The 17,475-nt window shown below is 66.3% G+C and carries 17 protein-coding genes; 12 read left to right on the top strand and 5 right to left on the bottom strand.

Annotated elements, in window-relative coordinates:
* Nucleotides 1–31: 31 nt before the first annotated feature.
* Genes RN02_RS28250 through RN02_RS28240 form a run of 3 tightly spaced genes read left to right on the top strand, consistent with a single transcriptional unit; the run spans nucleotide 32 to nucleotide 2,678 of the window.
* Nucleotides 32–1,015: a FecCD family ABC transporter permease gene (locus RN02_RS28250; RefSeq protein ID WP_152623835.1), complete on the top strand. Its 984-nt coding sequence runs from the start codon at nucleotides 32–34 to the stop codon at nucleotides 1,013–1,015.
* The gene (locus tag RN02_RS28245) at nucleotides 1,015–1,782 is read left to right on the top strand and encodes a heme ABC transporter ATP-binding protein (protein ID WP_043318528.1); all 768 of its coding nucleotides are present in this window, start codon (nucleotides 1,015–1,017) and stop codon (nucleotides 1,780–1,782) included. Before RN02_RS28250 ends, RN02_RS28245 begins: the two co-directional genes overlap by 1 nt.
* A gap of 11 nt (nucleotides 1,783–1,793) precedes the next feature.
* Entirely contained in the window at nucleotides 1,794–2,678 is an 885-nt protein-coding gene (locus RN02_RS28240) for a ChaN family lipoprotein (protein WP_043318527.1), read from the top strand.
* Nucleotides 2,679–3,482: 804 nt separating this feature from the next.
* On the opposite strand, the gene RN02_RS28235 is transcribed toward RN02_RS28240, so the two are convergent.
* The 3 genes from RN02_RS28235 to RN02_RS28225 all read right to left on the bottom strand — a co-directional run bounded on the left by RN02_RS28235 (nucleotide 3,483) and on the right by RN02_RS28225 (nucleotide 6,435).
* On the bottom strand, nucleotides 3,483–4,283 hold the full coding sequence (locus RN02_RS28235) for a Crp/Fnr family transcriptional regulator (RefSeq protein WP_009612954.1): 801 nt from the start codon (nucleotides 4,281–4,283) through the stop codon (nucleotides 3,483–3,485).
* Between the two features lie 107 nt (nucleotides 4,284–4,390).
* Nucleotides 4,391–4,663: a TfoX/Sxy family protein gene (locus RN02_RS28230; RefSeq protein WP_009612953.1), complete on the bottom strand. Its 273-nt coding sequence runs from the start codon at nucleotides 4,661–4,663 to the stop codon at nucleotides 4,391–4,393.
* 209 nt (nucleotides 4,664–4,872) lie between these two features.
* Nucleotides 4,873–6,435: a bifunctional aminoglycoside phosphotransferase/ATP-binding protein gene (locus tag RN02_RS28225; protein ID WP_043318525.1), complete on the bottom strand. Its 1,563-nt coding sequence runs from the start codon at nucleotides 6,433–6,435 to the stop codon at nucleotides 4,873–4,875.
* Between the two features lie 219 nt (nucleotides 6,436–6,654).
* Between RN02_RS28225 and mrcB the strand changes: the two genes are divergently transcribed.
* The 3 genes from mrcB to RN02_RS28210 are packed head-to-tail and all read left to right on the top strand — an operon-like array spanning nucleotide 6,655 to nucleotide 10,152.
* Nucleotides 6,655–8,976 carry a penicillin-binding protein 1B gene (mrcB, locus tag RN02_RS28220; RefSeq protein ID WP_043318524.1) on the top strand — a complete coding sequence of 774 codons (2,322 nt, stop codon included), beginning with the start codon at nucleotides 6,655–6,657 and terminating at the stop codon, nucleotides 8,974–8,976.
* 16 nt (nucleotides 8,977–8,992) lie between these two features.
* Nucleotides 8,993–9,823, top strand: a complete 831-nt coding sequence (locus RN02_RS28215; protein ID WP_043318523.1) for a hypothetical protein — start codon at nucleotides 8,993–8,995, stop codon at nucleotides 9,821–9,823.
* Nucleotides 9,823–10,152 (top strand): YqcC family protein, encoded by a 330-nt coding sequence (locus RN02_RS28210; protein WP_043318522.1) that lies wholly within the window; start codon nucleotides 9,823–9,825, stop codon nucleotides 10,150–10,152. The genes RN02_RS28215 and RN02_RS28210 overlap by 1 nt, the downstream gene beginning before the upstream one ends.
* 10 nt (nucleotides 10,153–10,162) lie before the next feature.
* Here the strand turns inward: RN02_RS28210 and RN02_RS28205 are convergent, their stop codons facing one another.
* Nucleotides 10,163–10,609 carry a DUF4124 domain-containing protein gene (locus RN02_RS28205; RefSeq protein WP_009612942.1) on the bottom strand — a complete coding sequence of 149 codons (447 nt, stop codon included), beginning with the start codon at nucleotides 10,607–10,609 and terminating at the stop codon, nucleotides 10,163–10,165.
* A gap of 402 nt (nucleotides 10,610–11,011) precedes the next feature.
* Here RN02_RS28205 and RN02_RS28200 point away from each other — a divergent pair, with 402 nt between their 5' ends.
* The 6 genes from RN02_RS28200 (at nucleotide 11,012) to msrQ (ending at nucleotide 16,948) form a co-directional block, all read left to right on the top strand.
* Nucleotides 11,012–12,742 carry an acetolactate synthase 3 large subunit gene (locus tag RN02_RS28200; RefSeq protein WP_009612941.1) on the top strand — a complete coding sequence of 577 codons (1,731 nt, stop codon included), beginning with the start codon at nucleotides 11,012–11,014 and terminating at the stop codon, nucleotides 12,740–12,742.
* 2 nt (nucleotides 12,743–12,744) lie between these two features.
* Nucleotides 12,745–13,236 carry an acetolactate synthase small subunit gene (gene ilvN / locus RN02_RS28195; protein ID WP_009612939.1) on the top strand — a complete coding sequence of 164 codons (492 nt, stop codon included), beginning with the start codon at nucleotides 12,745–12,747 and terminating at the stop codon, nucleotides 13,234–13,236.
* A gap of 46 nt (nucleotides 13,237–13,282) precedes the next feature.
* A complete protein-coding gene (gene ilvC / locus RN02_RS28190) occupies nucleotides 13,283–14,299 on the top strand; it encodes a ketol-acid reductoisomerase (RefSeq protein ID WP_009612937.1) in 1,017 nt (338 codons plus the stop codon).
* 140 nt (nucleotides 14,300–14,439) lie between these two features.
* The gene (pssA, locus tag RN02_RS28185; RefSeq protein WP_009612935.1) at nucleotides 14,440–15,258 is read left to right on the top strand and encodes a CDP-diacylglycerol--serine O-phosphatidyltransferase; all 819 of its coding nucleotides are present in this window, start codon (nucleotides 14,440–14,442) and stop codon (nucleotides 15,256–15,258) included.
* A 62-nt stretch (nucleotides 15,259–15,320) separates the two neighbouring features.
* Nucleotides 15,321–16,334 (top strand): protein-methionine-sulfoxide reductase catalytic subunit MsrP, encoded by a 1,014-nt coding sequence (msrP, locus tag RN02_RS28180; RefSeq protein ID WP_043318521.1) that lies wholly within the window; start codon nucleotides 15,321–15,323, stop codon nucleotides 16,332–16,334.
* Nucleotides 16,335–16,339: 5 nt separating this feature from the next.
* Complete coding sequence (msrQ, locus tag RN02_RS28175; protein ID WP_043269178.1) at nucleotides 16,340–16,948, top strand: protein-methionine-sulfoxide reductase heme-binding subunit MsrQ; 609 nt, start codon at nucleotides 16,340–16,342, stop codon at nucleotides 16,946–16,948.
* A gap of 126 nt (nucleotides 16,949–17,074) precedes the next feature.
* Here msrQ and RN02_RS34070 read toward each other — a convergent pair whose 3' ends face one another.
* On the bottom strand, nucleotides 17,075–17,347 hold the full coding sequence (locus RN02_RS34070; protein ID WP_177331082.1) for a hypothetical protein: 273 nt from the start codon (nucleotides 17,345–17,347) through the stop codon (nucleotides 17,075–17,077).
* Between the last annotated feature and the right edge of the window lie 128 nt (nucleotides 17,348–17,475).

Raw genomic sequence — 17,475 nt, 5'->3', positions numbered from 1 at the left:
ACCGCTGTTCCTGCTCCTTGGTTTTCTTCTGCTGCTGGTCCTCTGGCTGTCCCTGGCCCTGGGGCCGGTCAGCCTGCCGCTGGGCGACACGCTGCGGGCGCTGGCGCGCCTGTGCGGCCTGCCGGTGTCCGCCGACGACCTCGGCCAGGCCGAGCTGATCGTCGGGCAGATCCGCCTGCCGCGCACCTTGCTGGGCGTCGCCACCGGCGGCGTGCTGGCGCTGGCCGGGGTGGCCATGCAGGGGCTGTTCCGCAACCCGCTGGCCGATCCCGGGCTGATCGGGGTGTCCAGCGGGGCCGCGCTGGGCGCCGCCATCGCTATCGTCTTCGGCGCTTCCATGGGCGGCCTGCCGGAAGCCTTCGCACCCTACCTCTTGTCCGCCTGCGCCTTCGGCGGCGGCCTGCTGGTGACGGCGCTGGTCTACCGCCTCGGCCGCCACAACGGCCAGACCAGCGTGGCCACCATGCTGCTCGCCGGCATCGCCCTGACCGCGCTGGCCGGCGCGCTGATCGGCCTGTTCACCTACCTGGCCGACGACGCCACGCTGCGCACCCTGACCTTCTGGAACCTCGGCAGCCTCAACGGCGCCAGCTACCCGCGGCTGTGGCCGCTGCTGCTGGTCACGCTGCTGGTGGCCTGCTGGCTGCCGCGCCGGATGGACGCGCTCAACGCGCTGCTGCTGGGCGAGTCCGAGGCGCGCCACCTGGGCTTCGACGTCGAGCGGCTGAAGGTCGAGCTGATCCTCTGCACGGCGCTGGGTGTCGGCGCCGCGGTGGCCGCGGCCGGGCTGATCGGCTTCATCGGCCTGGTGGTGCCACACCTGCTGCGCCTGATCGTCGGCCCCGATCACCGGGTGCTGCTGCCGGCCTCGATGTTCGGCGGCGCCATCCTGCTGCTGCTCGCCGACCTGGTGGCGCGCCTGGCGCTGGCGCCGGCGGAGCTGCCGATCGGCATCGTCACGGCGCTGATCGGCGCGCCCTTCTTCCTTTATCTGCTGGTCCGGGGGCGTTCCTGATGCTGGCGGCGGAAAACCTGACGGTGAAGCGCGGGCGGCAGGTCGTCCTGCAAGGCGTGAGCCTGGCGCTGCAGCCGGGCGAGGTGCTCGGTGTGCTGGGGCCCAACGGCGCGGGCAAGAGCACCTTGCTGGGCGCCCTAAACGGCGAGCTGCCGCTGGCCGGCGGCAGCGTGAGCCTCGATGGCCGCGCGCTGGAGCAATGGCAGGGCACCGAGCGGGCGCGACGCCTGGCGGTGCTGCCGCAGTCTTCGTCGCTGAATTTCGCCTTCAGCGTCGAGTCGGTGGTGGGTTTCGGCCGGCTGCCCCACGACAGCGGCCGCCAGCGCGACCTGCAGATCATCGCCGAAGCCATGGCCGCCGCCGACGCTTCGCACCTGGCCGGCCGCAGCTATCTGTCGCTGTCCGGCGGCGAGCGCCAGCGCGTGCACCTGGCGCGGGTCCTGGCGCAGCTGTGGCCGGGCGGCGCGGAGCAGGTGCTGCTGCTGGACGAGCCGACCTCGGCGCTCGACCCCCTGCACCAGCACACCACCCTGCATGCGGTGCGTGAATTCGCCGGGCGCGGCGCCGCGGTGCTGGTCATCCTGCACGACCTCAACCTCGCCGCGCGCTACTGTGACCGCCTGCTTCTGCTGCACGACGGCCGCCCGCACCTGTTCGGCACCCCGGACGAAGTGCTGCGCGCGGAGCCGCTGCGCCAGGTGTTCGGCCTGGACGTGCTGGTGCAGCGCCACCCCGAGCGCGGCCATCCGCTGATCGTCGCCCGTTGAAAGGAGTTCACATGAAATACCTGCTGATTCCCCTGGTGGCGCTGCTGGCGGCCTGCCAGAGCCTGCCTTCCGCGCCGCCCCTGCCGGCCTGGCAGAGCCCCGAGGGCCGCGACAGCGCCGAGCTGGGCGTCATCCGCGACCTGCGCAGCGGCCAGGCGCTGACCCCGGAGCAACTGCTCGAACGCCTGCAGGCCGCGCCCCGCGTGCTGGTCGGCGAACAGCACGACAACCCCGACCATCACGCCCTGGAACTGTGGCTGGTGCGCGCCCTGGCCCAGCGCCGCGAGCAGGGCAGCGTGCTGCTGGAAATGCTCAACCCCAACCAGCAGCAGCGGGTGACGGCCGCGCAGGAGGCCGGCGCTGCCGGCAAGGCGCCGCAGGACCTGTACGCCGCGCTGGCCTGGCAGCCGGGCTGGGACTGGTCGCTCTACGGCCCGATGCTCTCCTGGCTGGTCAGGCAGCCGGCGCCGCTGCTGGCGGCCAACCTGGACCGCAGCGAGATCAAGCGCATCTATGGGGAGCAGCCAGCCCTGGCCGGCACTCGCTCGACGGCCGAGGAGGTGCGCCGGGTGCTGCTGGACGACATCCGCGAATCCCACTGCGGCCTGCTGCCGGAAAGCCAGATGCCGGCCATGCTGGCGGTACAGCAGCAGCGCGACCGGCGCATGGCCGAACGGCTGAAGGCGGCGCCTGCGCCGGCCGTGCTGATCGCCGGCGGCTTCCACGTGCGCCGTGACCTGGGCGTGCCCCTGCACCTGGAAGACCTGGGGGCAGGGGAGGGCATGCAGGTGCTGATGCTGGCCGAGGTCGGCAAGACGGTGTCGCCGCAGCAGGCCGACTACGCCTGGTACACGCCGGCGCTGCCGCCGCAGGATCATTGTGCGAAGTTGCGTTGATGCGGGCGGGAGGGCTCCTCTTTTGTAGGAGCGAGCTTGCTCGCGAATAGCGCTCCCGGCTGCGTTGGTGTTTCGGTGGTATTCCGTTCCCTCTCCCCAGCCCTCGGCTGCGCGCCCCGCCCTGAAGGGAGAGGGGGCTAGTCCGTGCCGAGAGAAGGCGTGGTTTCAGCCGGTAATCTCTGTGCTAGCCGGCTAACGCCGAAACACCAACGCACTCCGAACGGTTCCCTCTCCCTTCAGGGAGAGGGTTAGGGAGAGGGTGTTCTTCAGAACAGGCGCCGAAGCCTCCGGTAGAACACCCTTCGCGAGCAAGCTCGCTCCTACAAAAAGAAATCCCCCCATGACTTTCCTCCAGGCAAAAAAAGACCCGGCGATGAGCCGGGTCGAAACCGTGATTAGCCTGATGAGGAGATAATCTGATCGTCCGACTGCGTGGTCGCTCAGCTTACCGACTGGCCTCGCGACCAGTTGAGTTAATAATAACAATTATCATTCGCGAGTCAATGCTTTTTTCATCGCCCCGGCAATTTCCGGCGAACGGTCAGAGGGAAGGGCCCAGGAAAAAAAGCGGGCAAAAAAAGACCCGGCGATGAGCCGGGTCGAAAACCGTGATTAGCCTGATGAGGAGATAACCTGAGCGTCCGACTGCGGTAGGGCTCTCAGCTTACCCGCCGACCTCGCGGCCAGCTGTGGTAATAATAACTATTATCATTTGTGAGTCAACAGCATTTCGCAAAAAAAGTCCGCCCTGCTGAAATGACGAAGCCCGGCACATGGCCGGGCTTCGTCTGGATCGGGCTTCGGCTAGCCGGCGCCGAGCTGCAGGCGCAGTTGGGTGACCTCGCGGTTGAGCAGGTCGATGCGCCGGGCCATGCCCTCGATCAGGCTGTGGGCGATGCGTGGGTTGCTCTGCATCAGGCTGAGGAACTGGTCCTTGGGGATCACCATCACGGTGCAGGGCTCGCTGGCGACCACGCTGGCGCTGCGTTTCTCGCCGGTGAACACGGCCATGGCGCCGAAGATCTCGTCCTTCTGCACGTCGCCGACCTTCTGCCCGTCGACGAAGGCCTCGGCATGGCCCTCGATGATGATGAACACATGCTCCGCGTCGTCGCCTTGCTGTATCAACTGGTCGCCGGCGGCGAAGTGGCGGAAGCCGGTGGACGGGCGGATGTCCGGCTGCTTGAGATGCGCCAGGGCATCGGAAAGCAGGGCGGTGTGGCCGATCAGGTAGTGCAGGAAGAGTTCCTGGCGCTGCTCGTCGGCGTGGATGTGGCGGAACACGTCGCTGCGCGAGTAGGGCACCAGGCACAGCGGCTCGTCGCTGGTGTAGCGGCACGGCGGCAGGTCGATGCCCTGGCGCAGTCCCACCAGGTCGCCCTCTTGCAGGTAGAACAGCGGGCGTTCGTCGACCAGCGCGTGGAGCAGGCCGTTCTCGATCAGGAACAGCTGCTGGTTCGGCAGCTCGGCCGACAGGTCGTCGGTACGTTCCAGGCGGATGGGCTCCGCGCAGGGGGCGAGGCCGGAAAGCAGCTGGGCGGGAATCCCCTGCAGACGGCTGATCAGCTGGTCGGCATAGGCCGGTTGTTCACCGAGTAGGTACATGGGCCGTAATTCCTTGGACGGACGTTGGCGGTCGGGGCGCACGAAGGGCCCTGAAACGATAGGGTTCTGGCCCGCGGCCGTAAATCATTTCCTGGAAGGCTTGTGAGCTAACTCTGATTCCTTTGAGGAAAAGTCTCCAATTGGCCCAATAGTTCGGCCTTGTGCGCCGGCGGCAGGTCGTTCCAGTGGACGTCCAGCAGGGCACCCTCGATGGCATAGAGCAGCACCTTGGAGGCCCGGAAGCCGCGGGCCCGAACGGCGCGGTAGGCGCCGACCGCCCCCAGGCGGCGGAGGTCGGAGGCGTTGTGGATGCCCACGGCGTGCAGCCACTGGGCCGAGGTCTTGCCGAGATTCTTCAGATGCAGCAGTTCGTCGTTCATCGTCGGTCCTTGCGATGCGGCACACGGGGTGGGTCATGCATGGCGGCGAGGGCCGTGAACTGCTGGAGACGGCCGGCTCACTTGACGATGAAGTGTAGCGGGCCCTTGGCGGGGCAATGTGGCTTTGTGATATCGGCAGGCGCCAAAGCGCCCTCGGCATGACGAACGGCAGCCCGGGCATCGATCGTGCCCGGGCTGCGTCGAGGGGGTCAGATGCCCGGCAGGCGCTGGCGGATGCTTTCCACCAGGGTATCCAGGCTGGCGCTGTCCTGGGTGTCGACGCGCTTGCTGTGGGCCTGCTCGTCGGCGTCCAGGGCTTCGCGTCCGGCCTGTTGGGCCTGCACCACTTCGAGGGTGGCGTCGGACGGGTCGCCGCCTTGCGCCTGGCGCTGGGTCAGCCAGCCGGCGATCACGCTTTCCGGCGCCTGGCAGTCGAGGATCAGGTAGGGCACCCCGGTGTCGTCGGCGATATGGCGCGCGGCCTGGCGCTGGGCGTGCTTGAGGAAGGTGGCGTCGAGCACCACCGGGTAGCCGGCGCGGAGGATGTCGCCGGCCAGGGCGTTGAGGCGCTCGTAGGTGGCCGCGCTGGATTCGGCATTGTAGATGCCGCCTTGCAGGGCGCCGCGCTGGGCTTGCTGCTGTTCGCCGAACAGGCGCTTGCGCTCCACGTCCGAGCGCAGGCGGATGGCGCCCAGGGCCTCGACCAGGCGCAGCGCCACCGAGCTCTTGCCCACCGCGGAAACGCCCATGGTCAGAGCCAGGAAGCGCGAGGGGATGGCGCTGTAGCTCTCCGCCAGGTTGGCGTAGTTGCGGTACTGGCGCAGGGTCGCGGCCTTCTGCACGGCGTCGTTCTGGTGGGCCAGGCTGAACAGGGCGATCTTGGCCCGCACCAGGGCGCGGTAGGCCTTGTAGAAGTTGAGGATTTCCAGGGACTGGTAGTCGCCGGTCTGCTCCAGGTACTGGCTGACGAAGCGCCGCGAATGGCACTTCAGGCCGCGGTCCTCGAGGTCCATGGCGAGGAAGGCGTAGTCGGCGCAGACGTCGGTGAAGCGGAACGGCTCGTTGAACTCGATGCAGTCGAACAGCACCACCTGGCCGTCGATCAGCGCGGCGTTGCCCAGGTGGATGTCGCCGTGGCATTCGCGGATGAAGCCGTTCGCCTTACGCGCCTGCAGCAGCGCTTCCAGGCGGTCGTAGGAGCTTTCGGCCCAGGCTTCCAGGGCGTCCAGCTGCAGCAGGTCGGCCTTGTCGCTGAGCAGCGGGCGGATCTGCTCGAAGTTCTGCCGCACCGGTGCCATCACCGCCTCGGCCGAGCCCAGCGGGTTGTCCTGCGGCACCTGCGGGGTGCGCAGGTGGAAGCCGGCGATCTGCTTCGCCAGGGCGTCGATGTGCTCGGAGCTCAGCTCGCCGCGTGTCTGCACCTCGCTGAGCAGGGCGTTCTGCGGGAATTCGCGGCACTTGAGCGCGTATTCGATCGCCGGGCCTTCGCCGCCCAGTTGCGGCGCGGCCTCGCTGCCGGTGATCGGCAGCACTTCCAGGTACAGGCCTTCGGTGAGGCGCTGGTTCAGGCGCAGTTCTTCCTCGCAGAAATGCTTGCGCGCCGCGAGGTCGGTGAAGTCGAGGAAGCCGAAGTTCACCGGCTTCTTGATCTTGTAAACGTACTGGCCGGTGAGCAGGACCCAGGAAATGTGGGTTTCGATGACCCGCACCTGCTCCACCGGGTGGGGGTACAGGGCAGGGTTCTGCAGGGCAGCGATCAGAGTCTGGCTCACGGGATATTGTCCTTGGCTGTCCGGATTCGGGAGGCAGGCATTATGGCGGCATCGCCGGTGGCTGCAAACTTGCCTGGCGCCGCAGGCAACCAATCGGCCGCCCGCTGGTCGAAGCTGCGTCGCTTTGGCCGGGGCACTTCCGCGCGCCTGCGACAGAGCCCGGACACCGCCTCGCGCGGCGTCTGTCCCCTGTGGATAAAGTACGTATAATGCGCCGCCATGACGCGTCCCCGATCCCCCCGTTCCCGTAAGAATCAAAAGTCCGCTCCGTCGCGCAAGTGGCTGGGCTGGCTGCTCAAGCTCAGCCTCGTCGGCCTGGTCGTGCTGGCCGGTTTCGCCGTGTACCTCGATGCGGTCGTGCAGGAGAAGTTCTCCGGCAAGCGCTGGACCATCCCGGCCAAGGTCTATGCCCGGCCGCTGGAGCTGTTCGTCGGCCTGAAGCTGAACAAGGACGACTTCCTCCAGGAACTCGGCGCCCTGGGCTACCGCCGCGACGGCACGGTCAGCGGCCCGGGCATGGTGGCCGTGTCCGGCGGCACTGTCGACCTCAATACCCGCGGCTTCCAGTTCTACGAGGGCGCCGAGCCCGCGCAGCGCATCCGCGTGCGTTTCTCCGGCGACTACGTGGCCGGCCTGTCCCGCGCCGACGGTTCCAAGCTGGACGTCGCGCGCATGGAGCCGCTGCTGATCGGCGGCATGTACCCCTCGCACAACGAAGACCGCATCCTCATCAAGCTGGACGAGGTGCCGCCTTACCTGGTCGACACCCTGGTGGCGGTGGAAGACCGCGACTTCTGGTCCCACCATGGCGTCTCGCTGAAGTCCATCGCCCGCGCCGTCTGGGTCAACGCCAGCGCCGGGCAGTTGCGCCAGGGCGGCAGCACCCTGACCCAGCAGCTGGTGAAGAACTTCTTCCTGACCAACGAGCGCAGCCTCAGCCGCAAGCTCACCGAAGCCATGATGGCGGTGCTGCTGGAGCTGCACTACGACAAGCGCGAGATCCTCGAGGGCTATCTCAACGAGGTGTTCCTCGGCCAGGACGGCCAGCGTTCGGTGAACGGCTTCGGCCTGGCCAGCCAGTACTTCTTCAGCCAGCCGCTGGCCGAGCTCAAGCTGCCGCAGATCGCGCTGCTGGTGGGCATGGTCAAGGGGCCGTCCTACTACAACCCGCGGCGCAACCCGGAGCGCGCCATGGAGCGGCGCAACGTGGTGCTCGACGTGCTCGCCGAGCAGGGCGTGATCACCCCCGAGCAGGCCGCGGCGGCCAAGCAGGCGCCCCTGGGCGTGACGCGCCAGGGCAGCATGGCCAACAGCTCGTACCCGGCGTTCCTCGACCTGGTGAAGCGCCAGCTGCGCCAGGACTACCGCGAGGAAGACCTGACCGAGGAAGGTCTGCGCATCTTCACCAGCTTCGACCCCATCCTGCAGTACAAGGCGGAAACCGCGGTCAGCGAGACCTTCAAGCGCTTCGCCGGGCGCAAGGGCCTGGACCAGACGGAAACCGCGATGGTCGTGACCAACCCGGAGACCGGCGAGGTGCAGGCGCTGATCGGCAGCCGCGATTCGCGCTTCGCCGGCTTCAACCGCGCGGTGGACGCCACCCGGCCGATCGGCTCGCTGGTCAAGCCGGCGGTCTACCTGACCGCCCTCGAGCGGCCCAGCCAGTACACCCTGACCACCTGGATCCAGGACCAGCCGTTCTCCATCAAGGGCAAGGACGGCCAGGTATGGACGCCGAAGAACTACGAAGGCAGCTCCAACGGCACCATCTTCCTCTACCAGGGGCTGGCGCGTTCGCTGAACCTGTCCACCGCCAAGCTGGGCCTGGACCTGGGCGTGCCCAACGTGCTCAAGACCCTCGAACGCCTGGGCGTGCAGGTGGACTGGCCGGCCTACCCGTCGATGCTGCTGGGCGCCGGCGCCATGACGCCGATGCAGGTGGCGACCATGTACCAGACCATCGCCAGCGGCGGCTTCAACACCCCGCTGCGCAGCATCCGCAGCGTGGTCGCCGCCGACGGCCAGCCGCTCAAGCGCTATCCGTTCCAGGTCCAGCAGCGCTTCGACTCGGGCTCCATCTACCTGCTGCAGAACGCCATGCAGCGGGTGATGCGCGAGGGCACCGCGCGCTCGGCCTACAACCAGCTGCCGTCGAACCTGACCCTGGCGGGCAAGACCGGCACCACCAACGACTCCCGCGACAGCTGGTTCTCCGGTTTCGGCCAGGACCTGCTGGCGGTGGTCTGGCTGGGCCGCGACGACAACGGCAAGACGCCCTTCACCGGCGCCACCGGCGCGCTGCAGATCTGGACCAGCTTCATGCGCAAGGCCGACCCCCTGCCGCTGGACATGCCGATGCCGGATAATGTCAGCATGGCCTGGGTCGATCCGCGTACCGGCCAGGGCAGCGACGCCAATTGTCCGGGCGCCGTGCAGATGCCCTATATTCGCGGAAGCGAGCCGGCGCCCGGCGCCGGCTGTGGCAACAACCAGACGCCGGCCGGCGAGGTCATGGACTGGGTCCGTGGCTGGCTGAACTGAGGCGAGAGGATTCGAAGTGAAAAACGCGTGGTTTGCCGTGGCTGCCGCCGCGGCCGTGCTGTCCGGCTGCGCTTCCCCGCAGCAGGGCGCCATCCCGGTACGGGATTCCGGCACCTCGGTGTCCAACCAGGAGCGGGTCGGCTATTCCAATGCCAACCGCCCGGCCAATGCCAGCACCGCGCCGAGCGCGGCCTCGCAGCCAGCGGGTGATTCCGGCGTGACCGTGATGGTGCCCCAGGATGCCGGCATGGCGCCGATCCAGACCTTCCCGGCGCAGAGCGGCGCGGCGCCGCTGTCCACCGGCCCGATCACCCCGGGCGTGCAATCCGGCAGCGTCCCCGCGGCCCCCGCCGCCAGCGCACCGAGCAACATCAGCGCCACCGGCGGTTTCAGCCAGCAGACCTACCAGCAGCCGGTCTACCAGCAGCAACAGCCCAGCTACCAGCAGCAGGCCCCGGCCGCGCCGGTGCAGGCGCCGTCCGGCATTCCCTCGCGCAACGCGCCGCTGGCCGCCGACGAGCAACTCGATGGCCCGGTCCTGGCTCTACTCACCACTGCCCAGCAACAGCAGGGCGGCGGCGACCTCAACGGCGCCTCGGCCAGCCTGGAGCGCGCCCAGCGCATCGCCCCGCGCGAGCCGCAGGTGCTCTACAAGCTCGCCCAGGTGCGCCTGGCCCAGGGCGACGCCGCCCAGGCCGAACAGGTGGCGCGCCGCGGCCTGTCGCTGGCCAATGGCCGACCGACGCTGCAGGCCAGCCTGTGGGACGTGATCGCCAAGGCCCGCGAGGCCCAGGGTGACGCGGCCGGCGCGGCCACCGCGCGGCAGAACGCCAAGGCAACGCTGTGATGGACGACCGCCTGCCGGCCGTGGCCGACCAGCTCCTGCTGATCGAGCGGGAGCTGCGCGCGCTGTCGCTGTGGGGGGAGCAGCCGCCCTCGGAGGAGGCGCTGGCCAGCCAGGAGCCGTTCTGCGTGGATACGCTGGAGCTGGAGGAATGGCTGCAGTGGATCTTCCTGCCGCGCATGAAGCTGATCATCGAGACGGGCGCGCAGCTGCCGCGCGCCTCGGGCATCCGCGCCATCGCCGAAATGGTCTACGTGGACGAGGGCGAGCACATGCACGCCCTGTTCGAGGCCCTGGGCGAGTTCGACCGGCTGATCTGCGAGGCGCCCTGAGCCGCGCCTGTCAGTTGCAGTTCTTCTGCAGGTCCTGCTCGGTCTGGGTGATGCGGGCCTGCCGCTCTTCTTCCGGGATGCGCCGCATCTCGCCGTCGTCGTCGGCCACCCGCACCCGCGGGTTGTTCTTCAGCTGCGCCAGGTTGGTCCGCAGGGTGTCACAGTAACGCGCGCGCTCGGCCTCCTGCTGGGCGACCTCCTGGCGCACCTTCTCGTCGGCGGCCTTCTGCTTGTCGCTGGCCGAAGGCGCCGGCGCGGGAGCCGGCCTGGGCGGCAGCGGGAAGCCCGAGGGCGGCGGGGCGACCTTGGTGTCCACGGTGGCGGCTTCGGCGCCCTGCGGCGGCTGCGCGCCAAAATGCGTGACGCCCTGGGCGTCGACCCACTTGTATACCTGGGCGGCCATCAGCGGAGCACTCAGGGCGAACATCAGGGCGCCCATCACAATCGTCCGTCGCATGCGGTTTCGGTCCTTGGATGCGGAAACTGCGGGTAACTATAACCAAAAGTGTCGATGCGTCCGCAGAGAAAGATCACAACCTGCGTTAGACACAAATCCATATATGGCTTGACTTGACGCGGCCGAATCAGAAGAATCCAAGGTTCGCTGCAGTGGGCCGGCCGCAAGCTGGTTTTACTCGGCAGACAAGAGGCGCTACCCGCGCCGCTAAGTTTCACCCTGCTTCGCGTTACCTCGCGCTGGGTGGAGGCCCTCCGTAACACACCAGGTGCGCCTCCAAGTTCTGCTCATTCGGCAGTCGACGTAGCCGGCGATTACATTCGCCCAATTGTCTGCCGGGCAGCCAACCAAGTTTCGGTCCCCCGCCCCTGGGAGATCGTTTAGCGTTCTAGAGGTGACAACGTGGAGCTTTTATCCGGCGCTGAAATGGTCGTCCGCTCGTTGCGTGACGAAGGCGTTAAGTACATCTACGGGTACCCGGGCGGTGCCCTCCTGCACATCTACGACGCTCTCTTCAAAGAGAACGACGTGACCCACATCCTGGTGCGTCACGAGCAGGCCGCTACCCACATGGCCGACGGCTATGCGCGCGCCACCGGCAAGCCCGGCGTGGTCCTGGTGACCTCCGGCCCCGGCGCGACCAACGCCATCACCGGCATCGCCACCGCCTACATGGACTCCATCCCGATGGTGGTGATCTCCGGCCAGGTGTCGAGCAACATGGTCGGCACCGACGCCTTCCAGGAAACCGACATGGTCGGCATTTCCCGGCCGATCGTGAAGCACAGCTTCATCATCAAGCACCCTTCGGAAATCCCCGAGGTCATCAAGAAGGCCTTCTACATCGCCCAGTCCGGCCGTCCCGGCCCGGTGGTGATCGACATTCCGAAGGACATGGGCGACCCGACGCAGAAGTTCGAGTACGCCTACCCGAAGAAGGTCAAGCTGCGCTCATACAGCCCCGCGGTCCGCGGCCACTCCGGCCAGATCCGCAAGGCCGCCGAGCTGCTGCTGTCGGCCAAGCGCCCGATCATCTATTCCGGTGGCGGCGTCATCATGGGCAACGCTTCCGAGCCGCTGACCGAAGTGGCGCGCCTGCTCAACGTCCCGGTGACCAACACCCTGATGGGCCTGGGCGGCTTCCCCGGCAACGACCGCCAGTTCGTCGGCATGCTCGGCATGCACGGCAGCTACACCGCCAACCTGGCGATGCACCACGCGGACGTGATCTTCGCCGTCGGCGCGCGCTTCGATGACCGCGTCATCAACGGCGAGACCGCGGCCAAGTTCTGCCCCAACGCCAAGATCATCCACGTCGACATCGACCCGGCCTCGATCTCCAAGACCGTCAAGGCCGACATCCCGATCGTCGGCCCGGTGGACAGCGTGCTGGCCGAGATGGCCACCATCCTCAAGGAAATCGGCGAGACACCGAACAAGGAAGCCCTCGCCGCCTGGTGGAAGCAGATCGACGAGTGGCGCGGCAACCGCGGCCTGTTCCCCTACGACAAGGGCGACGGCAGCATCATCAAGCCGCAGAGCGTCATCGAGACCCTCTGGGAAGTCACCAACGGCGACGCCTTCGTGGCTTCCGACGTGGGGCAGCACCAGATGTTCGCCGCCCAGTACTACCGCTTCAACAAGCCCAACCGCTGGATCAACTCCGGCGGCCTGGGCACCATGGGCTTCGGTTTCCCCGCGGCCATGGGCGTGAAGCTGAACTTCCCGGAGGCCGACGTGGCCTGCGTGACCGGCGAAGGCAGCATCCAGATGAACATCCAGGAGCTGTCGACCTGCCTGCAGTACGACCTGCCGGTGAAGATCGTCAACCTGAACAACGGTGCGCTGGGCATGGTCCGCCAATGGCAGGACATGCAGTACAACAGCCGCTACTCGCACTCCTACATGGAATCCCTGCCTGACTTCGTCAAGCTGGCCGAGGCCTATGGCCACGTCGGTATGCGCATCACCGACCTCAAGGACCTGAAGCCGAAGATGGAAGAGGCGTTCGCCATGAAGAACCGCCTGGTCTTCCTCGACATCCAGGTCGACACCAGCGAGCACGTCTATCCGATGCAGATCCGCGGCGGTGCGATGCGCGACATGTGGCTGAGCAAGACGGAGCGTACCTGATCATGCGACACATCATTTCCCTGCTGCTGGAAAACGAACCCGGCGCGCTGTCCCGCGTGGTCGGCCTGTTCTCCCAGCGCAACTACAACATCGAGACCCTGACCGTGGCGCCGACCGAGGACCCGACCCTGTCGCGCCTCACCCTGACCACGGCCGGGCATGACGAAGTCATCGAGCAGATCACCAAGAACCTCAACAAGCTGATCGAGGTGGTGAAGCTGGTGAACCTGTCGGAAAGCGCCCACATCGAGCGCGAGCTGATGCTGGTGAAGATCAAGGCCACCGGCGCCCAGCGCGCCGAGGTCAAGCGCACCACCGACATTTTCCGCGGGCAGATCGTCGACGTCACCAGCAGCGTCTACACCGTGCAGTTGGCCGGCACCAGCGACAAGCTCGACAGCTTCATCCAGGCCATCGGTACCGCTGCGATCATCGAGACGGTGCGCACCGGCGTGACCGGCATCGCCCGCGGCGACAAGACTCTCAGCATCTGAATTTGAAAGACGGCCCACGAGGCCACTAGACCAGGGGATTACCCAAATGCGCGTTTTCTACGATAAAGACTGTGACCTCTCCATCATCCAGGGCAAGAAAGTTGCCATCATCGGTTACGGTTCCCAGGGCCACGCCCATGCCTGCAACCTGAAAGACTCCGGCGTCGACGTCACCGTCGGCCTGCGTTCGGGCTCGCCGTCCGCCGTCAAGGCGCAGAACCACGGCCTGAAAGTCGCCGACGTGGCCAGCGCCGTCGCCGCCGCCGACCTGGTGATGATCCTGACCCCGGACGAGTTCCAGGGCCGCCTGTACAAGGACGAGATCGAGCCGAACCTGAAGAAGGGCGCTACCCTGGCCTTCGCCCACGGCTTCTCCATCCACTACAACCAGGTCGTACCGCGCGCCGACCTCGACGTGATCATGATCGCGCCGAAGGCTCCGGGCCACACCGTGCGTTCCGAGTTCGTCAAGGGCGGCGGCATCCCCGACCTGATCGCCATCTACCAGGACGCTTCGGGCAATGCCAAGAACGTCGCCCTGTCCTACGCCTGCGGCGTCGGCGGCGGCCGTACCGGCATCATCGAAACCACCTTCAAGGACGAGACCGAAACCGACCTGTTCGGCGAGCAGGCCGTTCTGTGCGGCGGTTGCGTCGAGCTGGTGAAAGCCGGTTTCGAAACCCTGGTCGAAGCCGGCTACGCGCCGGAAATGGCCTACTTCGAGTGCCTGCACGAACTGAAGCTGATCGTCGACCTCATGTACGAAGGCGGCATCGCCAACATGAACTACTCGATCTCCAACAACGCCGAGTACGGCGAGTACGTGACCGGCCCGGAGGTCATCAACGCCGAATCCCGTGCTGCCATGCGCAATGCCCTCAAGCGCATCCAGAACGGCGAATACGCCAAGATGTTCATCAGCGAAGGCGCCACCAACTACCCGTCGATGACCGCCTACCGCCGCAACAACGCGGCCCATGGCATCGAAGTCATCGGCGAGCAGCTGCGCGCCATGATGCCCTGGATCGCCGCCAACAAGATCGTCGACAAGTCCAAGAACTAAGGGCTTAGCGACACTCGAAGAAACGCGGCCCCGGCCGCGTTTTTTCGTTCTTGCCCGGGGTTCTGGTATAAAGCCTGTGCGCCCGGGCGTCCGTGCCCCGCGCTCGATCTTTTTCCGCTGAGTTCCCTAAGGAAGTCTCCATGAGTGAAGGTCCCGAGGAGCCGAACAAGGCCTCCGAAGAAACCGAAAGCCTGCTGCCCATCGACGAGCACGTCGAGGAAGGGCACGACGCCGACGGCCGCAAGGTGCGCCACCGCGGCATCTACCTGCTGCCCAACCTGTTCACCACCGCGGCGCTGTTCACCGGCCTGTACGCCATCATCAACGCCATGAGCGGCGACTTCTCCAATGCCGCCATCGCCATCTTCGTCGCCATGGTCCTGGATGGTCTGGACGGTCGCGTCGCGCGCCTGACCAACACCCAGAGCGCCTTCGGCGCCGAGTACGACTCGCTGTCGGACATGGTCGCCTTCGGCGTGGCCCCGGCGCTGGTCGCTTTCGAGTGGGCGCTGAGCAGCCTGGGCAAGGTCGGCTGGATGGTCGCCTTCATCTATGTGGCCGGTGCCGCGCTGCGCCTGGCGCGCTTCAACACCCAGGTGGGCAAGGCCGACAAGCGCTACTTCATCGGCCTGGCCAGCCCGGCCGCCGCCGCCCTGGTGGCCGGCACCGTGTGGGCCTTCGCCGACTTCGACATCCAGGGTGCCAAGGTCTCCCTGCTGGTCGCGCTGATGGTCGCCGCCGCCGGCATGCTGATGGTCAGCAACATCAAGTACCACAGCTTCAAGGATCTCGACCTGCGCGGCCGCGTGCCCTTCGTGGCGATCCTGGTGGTGGTGCTGGCCTTCGCCGTGGTCTTCACCGACCCGCCGCGCATCCTGCTGCTGCTGTTCCTCGCTTATGCCGCGTCCGGTCCGGTGCAATACTTGTTGCAATTGCGCCGTCGCCGCCGTCCGAGCTGATGTAATTTCCCCCGGGCTCCGCAGTCTATTGGCGCACACAGCCAGTCGTTGCGGAGCCCGCCATGCTGATCCGTATTGCCCGACCTTCCGCTTGCCACGAGTCGGAAGTCACCCCCGAAACCCTCTATCTCTCCCGCCGCCGTTTCCTCGCCGCCAGTGCGGCAGGCGCCGCCCTTGCCGGTCTGCCGGCCATGGGGTTGGCCGATCCTTCCCGCTATGCCGATGTAGAAGCCGCTGCGAGCACACCGGGCTGGTTCAGTGAGAAGCTGCCGGCGGTCAAATGGGATGCCGTCACCGTGCAAGGGGAGAGCATCACCCCCTTCAAGGATGCGACCACCTACAACAACTTCTACGAGTTCGGCCCGGACAAGGGCGACCCGGCCGCCAACGCCGGCGCGCTGAGGACCGAGCCCTGGTCGGTGGTGATCGATGGCGAGGTGGCGAAGCCCGGCAAGTACGCCCTCGAGGACTTCATCAAGCCCTACCAGCTGGAAGAGCGCATCTACCGCCTGCGCTGCGTGGAGGCCTGGTCGATGGTCATCCCCTGGATCGGCTTCCCGCTGTCGGAGCTGATCAAGCGTGTCGAGCCGACGGGCAACGCCAAGTACCTGCGCTTCGAAACCCTGGTCGACCGCGAGCGCATGCCCGGCGTGCAATCCAATTTCGCCCTGATCGACTGGCCCTACGTGGAGGGCCTGCGGATGGACGAGGCCATGCACCCGCTGGCGATTCTCGTCGTGGGCATGTACGGTCGCATCCTGGCCAACCAGAACGGCGCGCCGCTGCGCCTGATCGTGCCGTGGAAGTACGGCTTCAAGGGCGCCAAGTCGATCATCCGCATCAGTTTCGTCGCCGAGCAGCCGAAGACCACCTGGGAAAGCCTGGCGCCCGACGAGTATGGCTTCTACGCCAACGTCAACCCGACGGTGGACCACCCGCGCTGGAGCCAGGCTCGCGAGCGGCGCCTGCCCAGCGGACTATTCAGCCCCAACGTTCGTCCCACCCTCATGTTCAACGGCTACGCCGACGAAGTGGCCTCGCTGTACGCGGGGATGGACCTGAGGAAGAACTACTGATGCAGATGCGCAATCCCATCTGGCGCGCCAGCGTATTCCTGCTGGCGCTGATACCGCCGCTCTACTGGCTGTACCTGGCCTGGATCTTCGCCCTGGGGCCCGACCCGGGCAAGGCGCTGGTTGACAACCTGGGGCAGGGCGGCCTGGTCCTGTTGCTGCTGACCCTGGCCATGACCCCGCTGCAGAAGCTGACGCGCTGGAACGGCTGGATCCTGGTGCGCCGGCAGCTCGGCCTGTGGTGTTTCGCCTATATATGCCTGCACCTGTGCGCCTACCTGGTGTTCATCCTCGGTCTGGACTGGACGCAACTGGGCGTCGAGTTGCGCAAGCGGCCCTACATCATCGTCGGGACCCTGGGTTTCCTGGGCCTGTTGCCGCTGGCCCTGACCTCGAACAAATACAGCATGCGCAAACTGGGCAGCGGCTGGAAGAAACTGCACCGGCTGGTCTATGTCATCCTCGCTCTGGGGCTCCTGCATATGCTGTGGGTGGTGCGTTCGGACATCGAGCGCTGGTCGTTATATGCAGCCATAGGCGTATTCCTGCTCTTGCTGCGCCTGCCGCCGGTGGCGCGGCAATTGCCGGCGCTGCGGGCCCGTTTCGCATCCCGCTGAAGATTCTTTCAGAAAAGTGTTGACGGGGGGTTTTAACTCCCTATAATGCGCACCACTCCCAGCGACGAAGCGCTGAAAGAGCTTGAAAATCAAGCACTTAAGCAGATTCGAAATTGGGGGTGGTGATCAGGCAGGTGCTTCACTCGCCGCCTTTGGGTTCGACAGCTGCTCCGGCAGCGAGCCAAGAGGAAGATCGCCGAGGTGCTTGACAGTGGTTCTGATCGCTGTAGAATGCGCCTCCCGCTGACGAGAAGCTCCGGCCGATCGAAAGCGCAAGCGGTTGAGTAGGAACGAAAAATTCTGAAAATAACGCTTGACGAAATAGGAGGTTGGCGTAAAATGCGCGGCCTCGGTTGAGACGAAAGAATCAACCAACTGCTCTTTAACAAGTTGAATCAAGCAATTCGTGTGGGTGCTTGTGAGCTAAGGCTGGTGATCGCAAGATTATCAGCATCACAAGTAACACTCGTGAATTCGAGAGTTTTTTGCGATTGCTGAGCCAAGTTTAGGGTTTTCTCAAAACCCGA

It is taken from the genome of Pseudomonas sp. PI1, from assembly GCF_000812405.1.
GTDB classification, from domain to species: domain Bacteria; phylum Pseudomonadota; class Gammaproteobacteria; order Pseudomonadales; family Pseudomonadaceae; genus Pseudomonas; species Pseudomonas citronellolis.
Note: the sequence above shows the minus strand (reverse complement) of the source record. Positions and strands in the feature narration are given on the sequence as shown.

Excerpts from the sequence above, each read along its gene's own strand:
- RN02_RS28245 (WP_043318528.1), top strand. The coding sequence starts at position 1,015 with ATGCTGGCGGCGGAAAACCTGACGGTGAAGCGCGGGCGGCAGGTCGTC.
- RN02_RS28240 (WP_043318527.1), top strand. The coding sequence starts at position 1,794 with ATGAAATACCTGCTGATTCCCCTGGTGGCGCTGCTGGCGGCCTGCCAG.
- RN02_RS28235 (WP_009612954.1), bottom strand. The coding sequence starts at position 4,283 with ATGTACCTACTCGGTGAACAACCGGCCTATGCCGACCAGCTGATCAGC.
- RN02_RS28230 (WP_009612953.1), bottom strand. The coding sequence starts at position 4,663 with ATGAACGACGAACTGCTGCATCTGAAGAATCTCGGCAAGACCTCGGCC.
- mrcB (WP_043318524.1), top strand. The coding sequence starts at position 6,655 with ATGACGCGTCCCCGATCCCCCCGTTCCCGTAAGAATCAAAAGTCCGCT.
- RN02_RS28210 (WP_043318522.1), top strand. The coding sequence starts at position 9,823 with ATGGACGACCGCCTGCCGGCCGTGGCCGACCAGCTCCTGCTGATCGAG.
- RN02_RS28205 (WP_009612942.1), bottom strand. The coding sequence starts at position 10,609 with ATGCGACGGACGATTGTGATGGGCGCCCTGATGTTCGCCCTGAGTGCT.
- ilvN (WP_009612939.1), top strand. The coding sequence starts at position 12,745 with ATGCGACACATCATTTCCCTGCTGCTGGAAAACGAACCCGGCGCGCTG.
- ilvC (WP_009612937.1), top strand. The coding sequence starts at position 13,283 with ATGCGCGTTTTCTACGATAAAGACTGTGACCTCTCCATCATCCAGGGC.
- pssA (WP_009612935.1), top strand. The coding sequence starts at position 14,440 with ATGAGTGAAGGTCCCGAGGAGCCGAACAAGGCCTCCGAAGAAACCGAA.
- msrP (WP_043318521.1), top strand. The coding sequence starts at position 15,321 with ATGCTGATCCGTATTGCCCGACCTTCCGCTTGCCACGAGTCGGAAGTC.
- msrQ (WP_043269178.1), top strand. The coding sequence starts at position 16,340 with ATGCGCAATCCCATCTGGCGCGCCAGCGTATTCCTGCTGGCGCTGATA.